This is a genomic window from Nitrospiria bacterium (genome assembly GCA_035498035.1).
Taxonomy (GTDB): domain Bacteria; phylum Nitrospirota; class Nitrospiria; order JACQBZ01; family JACQBZ01; genus JACQBZ01.
This window is the reverse complement of sequence record DATKAN010000025.1, coordinates 70,401-87,463: the sequence shown is the minus strand read 5'-3', so window position 1 is coordinate 87,463 and position 17,063 is coordinate 70,401. Positions and strand designations below refer to the sequence as shown.

Sequence of the window (17,063 nt, the reverse complement as noted above, 5' to 3'; positions counted from 1 at the left end):
TCATTAGAGTATTTGTAAGTATTTGTATGTATATTTCCGGCTTGGGGATGGGTTTATGGCAGAGTCCTCTTTTAAAAATTTCTCTCCATGATGGAGTTGCCCGAGCATTTTCAATTCGACGCCGTCGCGCGCCGCGTGGACGTGCTGCCCGCCACAAACGCACTACGCGTGTTCCGGCTAACTTTACATCTGACGTGCGACTTGCGGGGCAGCTCAACCCGATCGACATTTCGCTCGCGGGCCGGGATCTTTAGGACAATCAGCATCCAGAATTCGGTGCGTTGGAAATTCCGCGTAGCGTTCATGGAAAGGTCGCATGGCCATTTTAGGTCGATTCATTCACCCATACCTCTCGCCTGAGCAAGTTAAATGCGGGTGGTCTTCCGGCCCGCGGGTCGGTTTTAGGTGGATCGTCGTGTTGTCGATAATCCTCGGCATCGGCATCGCGTCCGTTCGGGCCGAGACCTTGACCTCGACCGAGTACCAGGTGAAGGCGGCTTTCATCTACAATTTCTCAAAATTTGTGGAGTGGCCGACGGAAACATCGGAGGGTGATAAGCCTTTTGTCATCGGGGTACTCGGGCGGGATCCTTTCGATAAAGCGCTGGATGAGACCGTTTCGGGGAAGACCGTTCAGGAAAAGAGGATCGCGGTTAGGCGGTATTCGAAAATCGAAGACGCACTGGCATGCAACGTTCTATTTATCAGCGACTCGGAGAAAGACAATATGGCCAAGATCATCGAACGCCTCGACCATCTGCCGGTCCTGACCGTCAGCGATATCGGACAGTTTGCAGAACAGGGCGGCATGATTCAATTGATCGTTGATCGGAACCGGGTTCGATTTGCGGTCAACCGAACCGCGACCGACAAGGCGGGCTTGAAGCCGAGTTCTCAACTGTTGAAATTGGCCCGAATCGTAACGAGTCCGTAAGGATGAAGGAGTAATCTTGTTCACCGCGTTTCGAGATCTTCCTATCCGTCATAAAATGATGCGGATCAGCATGCTGGTCAGCACGTGCGCGCTGATGTTGGCCAGTCTGGGTTTCATCACGTATGAATTCGTAACCTATCGGAACGGCATGGTCCAGAACCTCTCATCCCAGGCGGAGATTATCGGCATCAATACCGTCTCTGCGTTGCTCTTTAATGATCCGAAGGCCGCGACGGAAACCATGACCGCGCTCCGGGTAAGATCCCGAATCGTGTCCGCCGCAATTTACACGGCTGAAGGCACATTGTTCGCCCGATATGTTCCGAGCGATGGCGTGACGGTTTTTCGGCTCCCGGAACGGATAACCGAGCAGGAGGCGAGTCACCGATTCCAAGGGGGTTCCTTGTTTGTATTGCAGCCGATCATATCGGACGGTCAGAAAATCGGCGCGGTCTATATTCAATCGGATCTCAAAGAGATGGAGGATCGTTTGAAGCGTTACGCGGCCATTGTCGCCGGCGTATTGGCGATTTCCCTGTTGACGGCTTATTGGATCTCGTCCAGGCTTCAAAGGAGAATCTCGGAACCCATCCTTCAACTGGCCCGAACGGCCCGGGCCGTTTCCGAGGAAAAAAATTATTCCGTTCGCGCCGTTGCGGACGGCCGGGATGAAGTCGGCCGGCTGGTTGAAACGTTTAATGAAATGCTCACCCAAATCCAGGTGCGGGAGGATGCATTGCAGAAGGCGCACGGTCAATTAGAACAAAAAGTGAATGAGCGGACGCGGGAATTGCAACAGGAAATTATCGAGCGGAAGCGGGGGGAAGAGGAGTTGAGGCGCGCCGAGGATTTCCTGAGCTCCATCATCGAAAACATTCCCAACATGATCTTCGTCAAGGAGGCGAAGGATCTCCGATTCATGCGATTTAACCGGGCGGGCGAAGATCTCCTGGGTTTTCCCCGCGCCGACCTGATGGGGAAGAACGACTATGATTTTTTCCCGAAAGAGCAGGCCGATTTTTTTGTGGAAAAGGACCGGCAGGTGCTTGAAGGCGGAAAGCTAGTCGATATTCCGGAAGAGCCGATCCAAACCCGTTACCACGGCACGCGAACCCTGCATACCAAGAAGATCCCGGTCTCCGATGCGGCGGGGAAACCGCTCTTTCTATTGGGCATCTCAGAGGATATCACGGAGCGAAAACTCGCCGAGACCAAGTTTCGGAGATTATTGGAAGCGGCGCCGGATGCGATCGTGATTGCCGATCGCGAAGGCCGGGTTGTCCTCGTAAATAATCGGACCGAAGATCTGTTCGGTTATAAGAGGGAGGAGTTGCTCAATCAGTCCATCGAGATATTGGTTCCTGAACGCTTCCGTAAAGCCCATGTCGGTCATCGGGCCGGGTATTTTACCGATCCCCGGGTGCGGGCCATGGGACTGGAGCTGTCCGGATTGCGAAAAGACGGCAGCGAGTTCCCGGTCGAGATCAGTCTCAGTCCCTTGGAGACGGAGAACGGCACGGTGGCGATCAGCGCGATCCGAGACATCACCGAGCGCAAGCGGGCCGAGGAAGAAAAAGCAAAACTCAGTATGCGGCTTGAAGCGGCCAACAAAGAGCTGGAGGCCTTCAGTTATTCCGTTTCGCATGACCTCCGCGCCCCCCTTCGCCACATCGACGGCTTCAGCCAGATCCTGCTCGAGGATTACACCGATAAATTGGACGAGGGGGGGCGGACATTCCTTCGGCAGGTGCGGGGGGCCAGCCAGCAGATGGCGCAGTTGATTGACGATCTGTTGAACCTGTCCCGCGTCACCCGGTCCGAGATGCGCCGGGAGACGGTCGATTTGAGCCGGATGGCCGAGGCGGTGACCGAGATGCTGCGAAAAGGGCACCCGGCTCGGGAAGTCGAAATTTCGATCGCGAAAGGGCTTGTGACCGATGGAGATGAGCGGCTTCTTCGGGTGGCATTGGACAACCTCATAGGCAATGCCTGGAAATACACGGGGAAACAGCCGCAGGCCCGTATCGAGTTTGGCCGGACGTCGCAAAACGGGAAGGCGGCCTATTTTGTCCGTGACAACGGGGCGGGTTTTGACATGGCCTATGTGCACAAGCTGTTCGGGGCATTCCAGCGCTTGCATTCAGTGTCGGAATTTCCGGGAACGGGGATAGGGCTGGCAACGGTGCAACGAATTGTCCATCGGCACGGGGGGCAGATCTGGGCCGAGGGCGCGGTTGAAAAAGGCGCGACGTTTTACTTTACGTTGTAGCCGGTATTCTCCGGCAAATCCATCAGGGGGGTGAAGAATGCAGAAAAAAGTCATCATGCTGGTCGAGGACAACCCAAACGACGAGGCCCTGACGCTCCGGGCCCTGAAGAAAAACAATATCGCGAACGAAGTGGTGGTGGCTCGCGACGGCGCCGAAGCCCTCGACCTTCTGCTGGGCCAGGAATCCCATGTCGGCCAGGACGACGGCCAGATTGTCTCCGTGGTTCTGCTCGACCTGAAACTGCCGAAAGTGGACGGACTGGAGGTTTTGAAAAAGCTTCGCGAAAACCCGAAGACGAAACTGTTGCCGATCGTCGTTTTGACTTCCTCCAAGGAAGAACAGGACATGCTCCAGAGCTACAGTCGGGGCGCCAACAGTTACATCCGCAAGCCGGTGGATTTTGCTCAGTTCATCGAAGCGGTGCGGCAGTTGGGGTTGTACTGGCTCGTCCTGAATGAAGTTCCGCCGCAGGAAAGGTAACCGGCCATGGCCATTCCGCTACGTGTTTTGATCGTCGAGGATTCGGTGAACGATACCGAGTTGCTGGTTCGGGAACTGCGACGCGGGGGTTACGAACCGGCCTATGAACGCGTGGAGACACCCGAAACCATGAGCGCTGCGCTCGACCGACAGGTGTGGGATATCGTCTTCGGAGATTACTCCATGCCGCACTTCAACGGCGTGGCGGCCTTGAAGTTATTGAGGGAGAGGGGGCTTGATTTGCCTTTCATTTTTGTGTCGGGGACGATTGGTGAAGATACTGCGGTGGCCTCGATGAAGGCCGGCGCAAACGACTACGTGATCAAGGGCAATCTCAAGCGGCTGCTTCCGGCGGTCGACCGGGAGCTGAAGGAGGCGGCGGTGCGGCGTGAGCATCGGCAGGCCGAAGAAACGATCCGCTACCTGGCCTATTACGATCCCCTCACCGGCCTTCCCAATCGGACCTCGCTTCTCGACCGGCTGCAGCGCACGATCACGGAAGGGTCGGCCTCAAAAAATCCGGTCGCCCTCCTCCTGATGGATCTGGACCACTTCAAAGAGGTGAACGACACCCTGGGGCATCATCGCGGCGATATTCTATTGCAGCAGGTCGGGTCACGACTGCAGGCCGCGTTGAGGCCGTCCGATCTCGTCGCACGCCTCGGAGGGGATGAGTTCGCGGTGATGCTGCCGTTGGCGGCCTCCCAGCATGCGGCCCAGGTGGCCCAAAAAATCCTGAACGTGTTGGAGCCGCCCTTTGTGATTGAAGATTTGCCCGTCGCGGTTGAAGCCGGCATCGGGATCGCGCTCTGCCCCGATCACGGGGCGGATCCGAACATCCTGATGCAGCGGGCCGATGTGGCGATGTACGCGGCCAAGGCGGCCGGCAGCGGCTACATTCTTTATGACACCCAACACGATCGGCACAGCCCCCGTCGACTATCGCTCATCGGCGAATTGCGTCAAGCCATCGATCGGGACCAGCTTTTTCTGCACTACCAACCGAAGATCGACCTGAGGACCCGCCGGGTCACCGGAGTCGAGGCGTTGGTGCGCTGGCGGCACCCCGAGCATGGGTTCATCCCGCCGGATCAATTCATCGAGCCGGCGGAGCGGACCGGGCTGATCAAGCCGCTGACGCTGTGGATCTTCAATACGGCGCAACGCCAGCAGGCGGCCTGGGAGCGTGACGGGATTAACCTCTTGATGTCGGTGAACTTATCGACTCGCAACCTTCATGATCCTCACTTTCCCGACCAGATCTCCGAGATCCTTCAGCCCACGCGCGGGAAGGCGGACCGGCTGGAATTGGAGATCACCGAAAGCGCCATCATGAACGACCCGGCCCGTGCGCTGGAAGCGATCACGAGGCTTCGGACGATGGGCATCCGGTTTGCGATTGACGATTTTGGAATCGGCTATTCCTCCCTGGCCTATCTCAAACGATTGCCGGTGGACGCGATCAAGATCGACAAATCGTTTGTCATCAACATGATCGAAAATCAGAACGATGCGGTCATCGTTCGATCCACGATCGACCTGGCCCACAATCTGGGTCTTCAGGTAATTGCGGAGGGCGTGGAGAACAAAGAGCTCTGGGATCGACTGGCGGCCCTGGGCTGTGACGCCGCGCAGGGTTATTACATGGCCAAGCCGATCCCCGCCGATGATTGCACCCGATGGTTGCGGGAGTCGCCGTGGGGTTTACGCCCGACCGCGTCTGGAGAGGTCGGATGATAAAAAATTCCGTAATCATCCGGGAGGCAGCCGCCGGTGCGAATTGGGGGACCGCCGTTTTTCTTTGTTGCGCCCTCGTCCTATCGATCGCGATCGATGTTTCCGCGGCCGGGGCGGAGGACGCCGCGAGCGAGCCGGTGTCTTCTGGGGACCTTTCCAACATGACCCTTGAAGAACTGGCCAATATCGAGATCACTTCGGTCTCAAAACGCCCGGAGCCCCTGAGCAGCGCAGCCGCATCGGTGGAAGTGATTACGGACTGGGACATTCGCCGCTCCGGCGCGTCGAGCATTCCGGAAGCGCTGCGGTTGGCCGACAATTTGGAAGTGGCGCAGAAAAATTCCCACGACTGGGGCATCAGCGCGCGCGGATTCAACACCGATCTGGCCAACAAACTGCTGGTCATGATGGACGGGCGAACCGTGTATACGCCGCTTTTTTCCGGCGTTTTCTGGGACCGTCAGGATTATTTGCTCGAAGACATCGATCGCATCGAAGTCATCAGCGGTCCCGGGGGAACGCTTTGGGGGGCCAACGCGGTCAATGGCGTGATTAACATTACCACCAAGAGCTCCAAAGACACGCAGGGGGCCTACCTGGAAGCCGGCGGGGGAACGCAGCTGGAGGGCTTTACCGGCGTGCGTTACGGCGGCACGCTGGCTCCCGATGTGTATTATCGAGTTTATGGCAAGTATTTCAATCGGGGCGATGAAGTCTTTGCCAATGGGGATAATGCCTCGGACTCGTGGCTGATGGGACAGAGCGGGTTCCGCATCGATTCCGAGTCTTCTCCGAACAATAACCTCACTCTGCAAGGTGATTATTACAGCGGCCAGGAAAACTTGGTGACGGGAGACCAAGCCGGGGTCAGCGGCGGAAATATTCTGGGCCGCTGGTCGCACGTTTTTTCGAACGATTCCGATATGAGCCTGCAATTGTACTACGATCGGACGCATCTTGCGGACCCGACCCCCCCCCTTGTGATTAATTCAACCCCGTTCGCGCCCGCCGGCCTCTTCCAGGACGACCTCGACACCGTCGACATCGATTTTCAGCACAATTTCCGATTGGGGCGACACCGGTTCGTGTGGGGTCTCGGTTACCGCTTTACCCATGATGTGGTTGGAAACTCGCCCGGACTGGCTTTTTTCCCGTCGGTTCTGGATCACAACCTATACAGCGGATTTGTGCAGGATGAAATTGCGCTTTTGGAGAAGCTGTCCTTCACGCTGGGGACGAAGATCGAACACAACGATTATACCGGATTGGAAGTGGAGCCCAACGTTCGGCTCGCTTGGACACCCACCGAGCAACAGACGATCTGGTCGGCCGTATCCCGCGCGGTTCGGACGCCCTCCCGCATTGACCGGGACCTATCCGAGCCCGCGCCGCCTTACCTCGTCCTTCTGGAGGGGGGGTCCGACTTCGATTCCGAAACGGTGATCGCATATGAACTGGGCTATCGGGCCCGACTGGGTCAGAAGGTTTCCGCCTCCATATCGACCTTCTACAACGATTACGATCAAATAAGAAGCACAAGCCTTACTCCCGTCACGATCCTGCCCTTTTTCTTCGAAAACAATCTCGAAGGCAAGACGTACGGAGGCGAGTTGAGCGCCAATTACCAGGTGCTTGATTGGTGGCGGTTGCACGGCGGTTACAATCTTCTCAAGGAGCACATTCGCGTCAAGCCGGGCGAGACGGACTTCAATAATGCGCTCAATGAAACGGGCGACCCTGAACACCAGTTCTCACTGCGTTCCTCCATGGATCTGCCACACAACGTGGAACTCGACGCCGGCCTGCGCTGGGTGGACGAATTGCACGTCAACAATGCCGGGGTGGCCGAAACCGTGCCGAGCTACCATGAATTGGACGTCCGCATCGGCTGGCGTCCGATCAGCAGCCTCGAACTCTCCGTCGTCGGACAAAACCTTCTGCACGACCATCATCCGGAATTTGGTCCTCCAAGCCCGACTCGGGTGGAAATTCAGCGCAGCGTCTACGGAAAGATTGCGTGGAGGTTTTAGGTGGATCGACCCTCTTGCCGCGCACGGCGGCACGCCTTTGCCTGGCGGCGAAATCGGCGGACCTTCTCGCCCTCTGCAAAACGCCGGGGGCGGCGTTCAGAAACGGTCAGGAAAAACAACCATGAGTAAATCCATTCGCGTATTAATCGTTGAAGATTCGGAAGAAGACGCGGGGTTGTTGGTTCATGAACTTCGGCGCGGCGGGTATGAACCGGTCTATCGGCGGGTGGACACCGAGCAGACCATGGGCGGGGCGCTCGCCGAACAGGCGTGGAATATCGTGATCAGTGATTATAACCTTCCGCAGTTCAGCGCACCGGCGGCCTTGAAGTTGTTGCAAGAAAGTGGGCTCGACCTGCCGTTCATCATCGTGTCCGGCGTGATCGGCGAGGATGTGGCGGTGGAGGCCATGAAAGCCGGCGCGCACGACTGCGTCATGAAATACAATCTGCAACGATTGCTGCCGGCGGTGGAACGGGAATTGCGGGAAGCGGAGATCCGTCGGACCCGCAGACAGGCGGAGGAAGAACTAAAATTCCGGAATGCCATTCTCTCGACCCAGCAGGAGACTTCACCGGATGCGATCTTGGTGGTGGACGAGGAGGCAAGAATCATTTCCTATAACAAGCAATTTGTCGACCTTTGGGGCATCCCCGAGGAGATGGTCCGGGCGGCAGTCGATGAGCCCGTGCTCCAGTCTGTCGTTCGTCAGATGAAGGATCCGGAAGCTTTTCTCGCGAGGGTCAGGTATCTGTACGAGCATAAGCAAGAAAGAAGTCATGAGGAGTTGTCGCTGGCGGATGGGCGGGTCGTCGACCGCCATTCCGCACCCATGTTCGGCGCGGATGACAGGTACTATGGCCGAGTTTGGTATTTCAGGGACATCACCGAGCGCCGGGCGGCGGAAGAAATGGCGCAGCGGGTGGCATATTATGACACGCTGACCGGTCTTCCAAACCGCAGCCTGCTCTACAATCGCTTGGTCAGCAGGATACGGACCGGCGCCGAAGGAAACAAACGGACAGCCCTTTTGGTCATGAACCTGAATCGTTTTAGAGAGATCAATGATACATTGGGACACGGCCGGGGCGACGAGATCATAAAACGGGTCGGTGAGAGGTTGCGAACCGCCATGTACGACCGTGACATCGTGGCGCGGCCGGGAGGGGACGAATTTACGGTTTTGATGATCGATCTGGCGGACTCGGGCGATATCGCCCTGGCGGTTCAAAAAATACTGAACGTGTTGGATCATCCATTTTTGATTGACAACATTCCGGTTCGGATCGAGGCGAGCATCGGGGTTGCGCTTTATCCCGATCACGGGGAGTCGGCCGAGGTTTTGTTTCGGCGGGCGGACGTTGCGATGCATGTCTCCAAGAAGACCGGCGCCTCCTACATCGTATACGACCCCGCCCGGGACAAACACAGCCCGCAGCGTCTTGGCCTGATGGGCGAGCTGCATTTCGCCATCGAGCATAACGAGCTTACTCTGTTCTACCAGCCCAAGATCGACATGAAGACCCGACACATCATGGGGGTCGAGGGCCTGGTCCGCTGGAACCATCCGCACCGGGGGATGATCCCGCCGGATCAGTTCATTCTGCCCGCGGAGCAGACCGGTCTGATCCATCCCCTCACCCGGTGGGTCGTGGCCGCCGGCATGCGACAGTGTAAAGCCTGGCGGGAGGCCGGAATGGAACTCACGGTTTCCGTCAATCTATCGGCGAGAAACCTGCTGGATCCGAAGCTGCCGACTCAGGTGGGCGAGCAACTTCGATCGACGGGGGTGAACCCCGACTGGATGCAATTTGAGATCACCGAGAGCGCCATCATGTCCGATCCCGTCCATGCCCTGGACGTGCTGATGAAGCTTCACGGGATGGGCATTCATTTTTCGATTGACGACTTCGGAATCGGCTACTCCTCGCTGGACTATCTTCAAAAGCTTCCGGTGGACACGATCAAGATCGACAAGTCCTTCATCGTTAACATGATCCGGAATCCGAATAATACCGTGATTGTCCGTTCCACGATCGATCTCGCGCACAACCTGGGTCTCCGGGCGGTCGCGGAGGGCCTGGAGAACAAGGACCTTTGGGACCGCCTGGAGACCTTGGGCTGTGATATCGCCCAGGGCTATTATATGTGCAAACCGATGCCTGCCGACGACCTCATGCGGTGGTTGCATGAATCGCCGTGGGGTTTATCCTCGACCTCCGTTAGCAATCCGTCCTAGCGCCATTCCGCCCGGAACTCGGCTGGCCTTCGCCTTGACAACGGCGGGCCACCCCTTTAATATGATGAGTGATTACTCACTCATCATCGGATCCGATTCCCATGGCCCGGCCATCCGTCAACTTATACGCGGGGGCCCGTGCGGAGAATAAAAATGCACGGTCCTCCGAGACCCCCCCGTCCCGCGCCCGCGCGGGGCGAGCCGGCCGCCCGCTTAACCGCAAGGATCTTATCCTCAAGGCCGCGATCAAGGTGTTCGCCCGCTACGGATTTTCCCGCGCCCGCACGGCCGTGATCGCGCGCGAGGCCCGCGTGGCCGAGGGCACGATCTACAACTACTTCAAGAGCAAAGACGATCTGATCCTCACCATTTTTGATCAGACCTGGCGGGACCTCCTCCGGGCCTTGCGGACGAAGCTCGACCCGATCGGGGACCCGATACAAAAATTGGCCGTGGTGCTGACGACGGTGCTGGATCTCTTCGAGGCCGATCCCATGCTGGCCGAGGTCTTCCTGGTGGAACTCCGCCAGAGCGGAAAATGTTTTTCCAACCGGCCGATGTCGGTGATCCTGGAATTTCTCGACCTGCTCGAGGCCGTCTTAAAAGAGGGAATCGACCGGGGGCTGATTCGAAGCGACATCAACGCCAAGATCGCGCGCGGCCTGCTGTTCGGCGCGGTCGAGAACATCGTTCTCGGCTGGCTCTTGCGCAAGACCCATCCGAACCTGTTCAAAAAAGAGAAACCCTATACCCTGGAAGAGGCGAAAGAGACCCTGATGAAATTGTTTGCGACCGGTTTCTTCGTAAAATAATCGGATCGTAGGGGCGTATCGCGATACGCCCCTACATAACGCACGGGGTATCACCCATGCCCTCGATCGCCCGAAAAAATCTTTTTCACGACCGGACCCGTTTCGCCATCACCCTCATCGGCATCACGTTCTCGGTCGTCCTGATCTTCACCACCGTCGGCGTGTATCTCGGCTTCATGCAGGACGCCTCGTTTATCGTGCAGTCGATCCCGGCCGAAATTTGGGTCACGTCAAAAAATCTTCAGAACTTCAATTTCGCCTGGCCGATCTCGGAGCGCAAGCTGGAGCAGGTCAAAGAGGTGAAGGGCGTGGCCGAGGTCGAAAAGATGATCCACTCCTGGGGGGTGATGAAGCTGTTCAGCGGCGGGACGGAGCAGGTCGAGATCCTCGGACTGGATCCCGAAGGACCCTTCGGCTTTCCCTGGCGTCTGGCGGAGGGCCGGCCGACGGACGTGAAGGGGGGCGAGTTCGTGATCGTGGATCAGTCCTCGGTCAAGCGCCTGGGCCGTCTCAAGGTGGGGGATGTCCGCGAGATCAACGATTACCGCGTCAAGGTGGTCGGGTTGACGCGGGGGCTCAAGTCGATCACGACCGCGCCCTACGTGATCACATCCTACGACACGGCCGCGCTGTTTAATCCTTACTTCCGTGAGCCGGTTTTCCTTCTGATCAAAACGGATCCCGGGCAATCGGTTGAGGAGGTCGCTCGGCGCATCCGGGAGCACGTTCAGAACGTGGATGTCTACACGCAGGCCGGGTTGAGCGCCAAGACCCGCCGGTACTGGACCGTCGCCACGGGCATGGGAATGGGGTTTCTGCTGACGGCCTTCGTGGGTTTCGTGGTCGGCATGGTGGTGGTCAGCCAGACAATCTATTCCTCCACCATCGAGCATATTCGGGAGTTCGGGACGCTCAAGGCCATCGGGGCGACGAACTGGACGATCTATAAAATTATTCTGGAGCAGGCGGCCGTGAATGCGGTCATCGGTTTTATCGTCGGTCTGGGGCTGGTGCTGCTGATCAAGAAGGGCTATGACGCGCTGGGGATCGCCATGCTGATTCCTCCGCCGTTGATGGGCGCCGTCTCGTTGCTCACGCTGGCGATGTGTCTTTCGGCCTCGATCGTGTCGATCCGGAAGGTGAGGACGCTCGATCCCGTGATGGTGTTCCGGGTATGAAGCGGCCGGCACGGCTCCGAACGGCGGCCTCGGCGCCGCTTTGGGGATACCCGACTTGGCGAAGGCTGCGACCCCGTGCTAACGGGGAAAATCTCGCGCCAAGATTCTTCGTGAAATTCAGCGGCCCAGCCTTAGTCGGGTCAAAGCAGCGCCGCGAAGCCGAGAGGAGACATGCCAGCCGCTTCTGGTGTAAAGGATGAGTTTGCAATGAGCCATTATGTATTGGAAGCCAAAGGGCTTCGCAAAGTCTACGAAGAAGGCCCCGTGACCGTGGAGGCGGTGCGCGACGTGTCGCTTCGGGTCAAGCCGGGGGAAAGCGTCGCAATCATGGGGCCGTCCGGGTCCGGCAAGACGACCCTGCTCTCGATGATCGGCTGCATCCTCCGGCCGACCCAAGGCGAGGTGATCATCGACGGACGTCCGGTGCGTTGGGAGGCGGACGACCTCTCGCGGGTCCGTCTGGAATCAATCGGGTTCGTGTTTCAAAGCTTCAATCTATTTTCGGCGCTGACCGCGCTGGAAAATGTTGAGGTGGCCCTCGACCTTCGGGGGCGCAGGGGACCGGAGGCGAGGCGACGGGCCCGGGAGATGATGGAGGCCGTCGGACTCGGCGACCGAGCGGATTTTCTCCCGCGCGATCTGAGCGGCGGGCAGAAACAGCGCGTCTCGATCGCGCGGGCGCTGGTGAACCGTCCGCCCCTGATCCTGGCGGACGAGCCGACCGGAAATTTGGATTCCAAAACGGGGCACGCCGTCATTGAATTGCTGCGGGACCTGGTGGTCAAGGAAAACCGGTCCGTCGTGGTCGTGACGCACGACACGCGGATGATGGATCTGGTTCACCATGTCTATCGATTGGAAGACGGAGTTCTGGTATCATGAAGCGCGCCAAGTGGATCGTCCTCCTGATTCTGGCCGCGGGTCTGGGCGTCATCGGCGTACGGATGCTTCGCGGGCCGGCCGACTCCGGGCCAACGGCGGCGGTGGTCTACGGCAACATCCTGGACCGCATCGCGGCCCGCGGGAGGGTCGAGGCCAAGACGACCGTGGATCTGGCCGGAAAGGTCGATGGGCGGATCCAATCCATCGCCGTGAAGGAAGGAGAGGAGGTCGCGAAGGATCAGGTCGTCATTACCATGGACGATGCGTACGCCAGGGCCGCCGTCGACCAGGGCCGCGCCGAACTCAAGGATGCGGAACTCACCTATTCACGCGCCCGGCGCCTTCTTCAGTCCAACGCCGCTTCAAAGGCGCAGTTTGATGACGCCGATGCGAAGCGGGACCTGGCCCGCGCCCGTCTCGAAATGGCCGAAGCGCTTTTAAAGGATATGCACATCGCCTCCCCCGTTTCGGGCCTGGTGATCGCGAAATACCGGGAGGCGGGCGAGTCGGTCAAGGCGGGCTTGCCCATCCTCACGATCGCGGATGTCTCGGCCATCCGGGTTCGGGCCGAGATCGACGAAGACGACGTGGGACATCTGGCCCTCGGCCAGGAGGCCTCGATCACCTCGGACGCCTATCCGGGCCGCGTCTTCACCGGGAAAGTGATCGAGATCGGGGAGCGCGTCGGCAAGCGGTCGATCAAGCTGGAGGACCCGTCACGGATCACCGACACCAAGGTCTTGGAGGCGAAAATCGAGCTGCCGCAATCGGCGAAGTCCGATCTGAAACAGGGGATGACCGTGGATGTCAAGATCGACGTCGTCCGGCGCGACCATGTCTTGAAGATCCCGCGTCGTGCGATTCAACAGGATGAGAACGGTTCCTTCGTGAGGGTGGTGAAGGACGATCGGGGCGGAGGCGGGCCCGATATTCGAAGGGTGGTTCCGGGGGCGATGGACCGATGGGACGCCGAAGTCCTACAGGGCCTGCGGGAAGGGGAAAAGGTGGTGATCCCATGAAGACGCTTTGGAGGAAGTTCCATGCGGTGGCGCAGGGCCGCACATCCCCGCGATCCGGGTTGATCCTTTGGGTCTTTATGCTGGGGGTCCTGTCCGGGGTGCCGTCGGCGCTCGCGCAGTCCACCGGACCGGAGGAGTCCCGGGCGATGGCGCTGGAGGATTTCAAGCGGCTGGCGCTGGAGCGGAACCTCGGGCTGAAATCCTCCGAGGCCGGCGTGTTGGGCGCGAAGGCCGAGGCCCGGGGCCGCTACGCCGATTTTTTCCCGAAACTGTCGGCCGAGGCCCGGTACAGCCGCGATGAGCACCTCCAGCGGGTTCAGGTTCCGACGGGGACCTTCAACGCATTCCCCCCGCTTCCGCCGTCGCAATCCGAGCTGGCCCTCGGCGATCTGACCAACTACGGTCTGCACCTGGCGCTCGAGCAGCCGTTGTTTACGGGCGGCGCGGTGTACTACAGTTATCAGGACGCGAAATTGGGATCGACCCTGGCGGACTTGCAGCATCAGCAGAACCTGCAGGATCTTCTCCTCGGGGTGGAGCTGGCCTATTGGGATATTCTGAAGACGGAGCGGCTTCAGGGGGTGGCCGAGCAACAGGTCCGCGATCTGACGGAGCATCTGCGCGTGGTGAAGGCGTCGTACGAGGCCGGCAGCGTTCCGTACAACGAGGTCCTGAAGACGACGGTCAACGAAGCCGAGGCCGAACAGAGGCTTCTGACGGCGAAGAACAACGCCGATCGCGCCAAGATGACGATGAACAATCTGCTTCGCCAGGAACTCACGACGCCGTTGACCTTGGCGTCCGGAGAGGATGAGCAGAAACCGGCCGAGTTGATCTCCTACGAGGAGGCCGTGACAATCGCGGTGGAGCTTCGCCCGGAACTCGCGGCCGGCCGGACCGAGGTCCAATCGATGGATGTCCGGCGGCGAATGGCACAAAGCCGTTATTATCCGACCTTGAGCGCGGTGGCGAGTTACGACCGGGCCAAGGAGACCACGAACGTGATTCCGGAAAACTGGGAGGTTTTGGGTGTTCTGCGCTGGAATTTATGGGAATGGGGGAAAACCGGGCAAGAGGTGGAGCGCGCCCGGCTGCGGCTGCGTCAGAGCGAGCTGGATCTTGAAGCGGTGAAGGACCGGATCGCCCTCGAGGTCCGCGGGGAGTACCTGGGCGCGGTCGAAGCGAAGGAGAAGATCGCCGTGGCCCGCACGGCGGTCGATCAGGCGCAGGAGAATTTTCGGATCACCGACGAGCGGTTCAAGGCGGGCGTGACCACGAACACCGAGGTCCTCGATGCCGAGAGTCTGTTGATCTCGGCCCAGGCGAACCTGACCAACGCGGTCTACGATTTCCGGTCGGCCAAGGCGCGATTGGACCGCGCCCTGGGGCGGCAGGTCCTTGCGGGGGGCGGGGGGGAGGAGAAACAACGATGACGAGGGTCCGGGCCGTCGCGATCTTGGTTGTCGCGGGCATGATCCTCGGGTCGTTCGCGGCGGTCCGGTATTTCGATCGCCCCCCGAACGGGGCTCGGATCGCGGCCAGCGGGACGATCGAGGCGACCGAGGTCGAGATCGCGCCGAAGGTCACCGGCCGGATCGAGCGGATCACGGTCGATGAAGGCGACCGGGTACAAAAAGACCAGCTCCTGGCCGTGATCGAGCGCCGCGAGCTGGAGGCCCGGGTTCGGGAGGCCGAGGCCCAACGGGTTGCGGCCCGTGCGAACCTTCAGAATCTGGAAGCCGGCTCGCGCGATCAGGAGATCAAAAAGGCCGAGGCCTCCCTGGAGGAAGCGCAGGCCAACATGGAAAAGTCCCAAGCCGACTGGGAGCGGCTCGACCGTCTTCATAAAGACAAGGTGGCCTCGGATCAGGAGTGGGAGCACGCCCGGACGGCCTCCGACGCGGCGGTGGCCAAGCACCGGGAGGCCAAGGAGCATCTCGACCTTCTGAAGGCCGGCACGCGGAGGCAGCTGATCGACGCGGCCCGCGGGGACCTCGATCGGGCCCAGGCCGGACTGGAGCTCGCCCAGGCGGAGCTCGATCAAACGCATCTTACGGCGCCGCTGACCGCGACCGTGCTGCTTAAAAACCGGGAGGCGGGCGAAGTCGCGACGGTGGGAATGCCCGTCGTGACGCTGGGGGATCTGGACCATCTTTGGGTGACGATCTACGTCAAGGAAACGGATCTCGGACGCGTAACGCTGGGCCAGAAGGCCCGCGTTTCCGTCGATACTTTCCCCGGAAAGAATTATCCCGGCAAGGTGACGTATATCTCGAACAAGGCCGAGTTCACGCCCAAGACGATCCAGACCAAGGAGGAGCGGGTCAAGCTGGTGTTCGAGGTGAAGGTCGCGGTCGAGAATCAGAACGGCGAACTGAAGCCCGGGATGCCGGCCGACGTGGAACTTGCTCCGTAATTGGATAAGCGGGTGGCCGAGGCGGGGCGCTCCACCGAGCGGAGCCCGGGTCCCTACGCCGGGCGGGGTGGCGAGCACGGTGGGGCTGCCGAAGGACAGGACCCCCTTACGAACCGAGCCCATTTAGGAGAGGTTGTCATGAACGCAATCGAAGCCGAACGCCTGGTGAAGCGGTTTGGAAGCGTCCCGGCCGTGGACGATGTCAGTTTTCAAATCCGCAAGGGCGAGATCTTCGGCTTCCTCGGGCCGAACGGGGCGGGCAAGTCCACGACGATCCGGATGCTCTGCGGGATCCTCCGGCCGACCTCGGGAGCCGCGACGATCCTGGGTTTCGACGTGAACCGGGAGAACGAGCGGATCAAACCGCTGGTCGGCTACATGTCCCAGAGTTTCGGCCTCTATTCGGATTTGACGGTGGAGGAGAACCTGTGGTTTTATTCGCGGCTGTATCTTGATTCCGGGACGGTCCGCGAAAAAACCCGGGAGGTGATCGCCTCGCTCGAATTCGAACCCTACCGAAAAACCCTGGCGGCTCAGCTCTCCGGCGGGTGGCGGCAGCGGCTGGCGCTCGGCTGCGCCATCGTCCATGATCCCGAAGTCGTTTTTCTGGACGAGCCCACGGCCGGGATCGATCCGGTTTCCCGGCGGACGATGTGGGACTACTTCTACGGCCTGGCCGAAAGGGGAAAGACGCTTTTCGTGACGACGCATTATATGGAGGAGGCCGAGCGCTGCCACCGGATCGGTTTCATCTGGAAGGGCCGGCTCGCGGCGCTGGACAGCCCTTATCGGATCCGGACCGAATTCCATGACCACGAAATAGTGACGGTCCGGACCGGGCGGATCAACGAGGCCTACCGCCTGATCCGTCGGGTTCCGGGCGTCATCGACGTCAATATCTATGGAGAGGATCTTCACGCGGCGGTGCCCCGCGCCGACGAGGCGATCCCTCCCCTCCGGGCCGCATTGGAGAAAGCGGGAATCCCGGTCGAACGCCTGGAGCGAATCCAGCCTTCGATCGAGGACGTGTTTGTCTCGTTGTCGAAAACCGTGTAGGGGCGTACGG

13 protein-coding genes are annotated in these 17,063 nt (G+C 59.7%); all 13 read left to right on the top strand.

Features of this window, described 5'->3' with window-relative positions; all coding sequences use genetic code 11:
- The first annotated feature begins 415 nt into the window (after positions 1 to 415).
- The 13 genes from VMN77_04795 to VMN77_04735 all read left to right on the top strand — a co-directional run bounded on the left by VMN77_04795 (position 416) and on the right by VMN77_04735 (position 17,053).
- Positions 416 to 934, top strand: a complete 519-nt coding sequence (locus VMN77_04795; protein ID HTN43098.1) for a YfiR family protein — start codon at positions 416 to 418, stop codon at positions 932 to 934.
- Between the two features lie 16 nt (positions 935 to 950).
- Positions 951 to 3,203, top strand: a complete 2,253-nt coding sequence (locus VMN77_04790; protein ID HTN43097.1) for a PAS domain S-box protein — start codon at positions 951 to 953, stop codon at positions 3,201 to 3,203.
- 37 nt (positions 3,204 to 3,240) lie between these two features.
- The gene (locus VMN77_04785; GenBank protein ID HTN43096.1) at positions 3,241 to 3,684 is read left to right on the top strand and encodes a response regulator; all 444 of its coding nucleotides are present in this window, start codon (positions 3,241 to 3,243) and stop codon (positions 3,682 to 3,684) included.
- A 6-nt stretch (positions 3,685 to 3,690) separates the two neighbouring features.
- Positions 3,691 to 5,421 carry an EAL domain-containing protein gene (locus VMN77_04780; GenBank protein ID HTN43095.1) on the top strand — a complete coding sequence of 577 codons (1,731 nt, stop codon included), beginning with the start codon at positions 3,691 to 3,693 and terminating at the stop codon, positions 5,419 to 5,421.
- Positions 5,418 to 7,451 carry a TonB-dependent receptor gene (locus tag VMN77_04775; protein ID HTN43094.1) on the top strand — a complete coding sequence of 678 codons (2,034 nt, stop codon included), beginning with the start codon at positions 5,418 to 5,420 and terminating at the stop codon, positions 7,449 to 7,451. Before VMN77_04780 ends, VMN77_04775 begins: the two co-directional genes overlap by 4 nt.
- A 121-nt stretch (positions 7,452 to 7,572) precedes the next feature.
- On the top strand, positions 7,573 to 9,690 hold the full coding sequence (locus VMN77_04770) for an EAL domain-containing protein (protein ID HTN43093.1): 2,118 nt from the start codon (positions 7,573 to 7,575) through the stop codon (positions 9,688 to 9,690).
- Between the two features lie 101 nt (positions 9,691 to 9,791).
- Positions 9,792 to 10,502, top strand: coding sequence for a TetR/AcrR family transcriptional regulator (locus tag VMN77_04765; protein HTN43092.1), 711 nt, complete (start codon positions 9,792 to 9,794; stop codon positions 10,500 to 10,502).
- A gap of 56 nt (positions 10,503 to 10,558) precedes the next feature.
- On the top strand, positions 10,559 to 11,680 hold the full coding sequence (locus VMN77_04760) for an ABC transporter permease (GenBank protein HTN43091.1): 1,122 nt from the start codon (positions 10,559 to 10,561) through the stop codon (positions 11,678 to 11,680).
- 207 nt (positions 11,681 to 11,887) lie between these two features.
- Positions 11,888 to 12,562, top strand: coding sequence for an ABC transporter ATP-binding protein (locus VMN77_04755; GenBank protein HTN43090.1), 675 nt, complete (start codon positions 11,888 to 11,890; stop codon positions 12,560 to 12,562).
- The gene (locus VMN77_04750; protein HTN43089.1) at positions 12,559 to 13,581 is read left to right on the top strand and encodes an efflux RND transporter periplasmic adaptor subunit; all 1,023 of its coding nucleotides are present in this window, start codon (positions 12,559 to 12,561) and stop codon (positions 13,579 to 13,581) included. The genes VMN77_04755 and VMN77_04750 overlap by 4 nt, the downstream gene beginning before the upstream one ends.
- Positions 13,578 to 15,014 (top strand): TolC family protein, encoded by a 1,437-nt coding sequence (locus VMN77_04745; protein HTN43088.1) that lies wholly within the window; start codon positions 13,578 to 13,580, stop codon positions 15,012 to 15,014. Before VMN77_04750 ends, VMN77_04745 begins: the two co-directional genes overlap by 4 nt.
- Positions 15,011 to 15,997: an efflux RND transporter periplasmic adaptor subunit gene (locus tag VMN77_04740; GenBank protein ID HTN43087.1), complete on the top strand. Its 987-nt coding sequence runs from the start codon at positions 15,011 to 15,013 to the stop codon at positions 15,995 to 15,997. The genes VMN77_04745 and VMN77_04740 overlap by 4 nt, the downstream gene beginning before the upstream one ends.
- A gap of 138 nt (positions 15,998 to 16,135) precedes the next feature.
- Positions 16,136 to 17,053, top strand: coding sequence for an ABC transporter ATP-binding protein (locus VMN77_04735; protein HTN43086.1), 918 nt, complete (start codon positions 16,136 to 16,138; stop codon positions 17,051 to 17,053).
- Positions 17,054 to 17,063 lie beyond the last annotated feature (10 nt).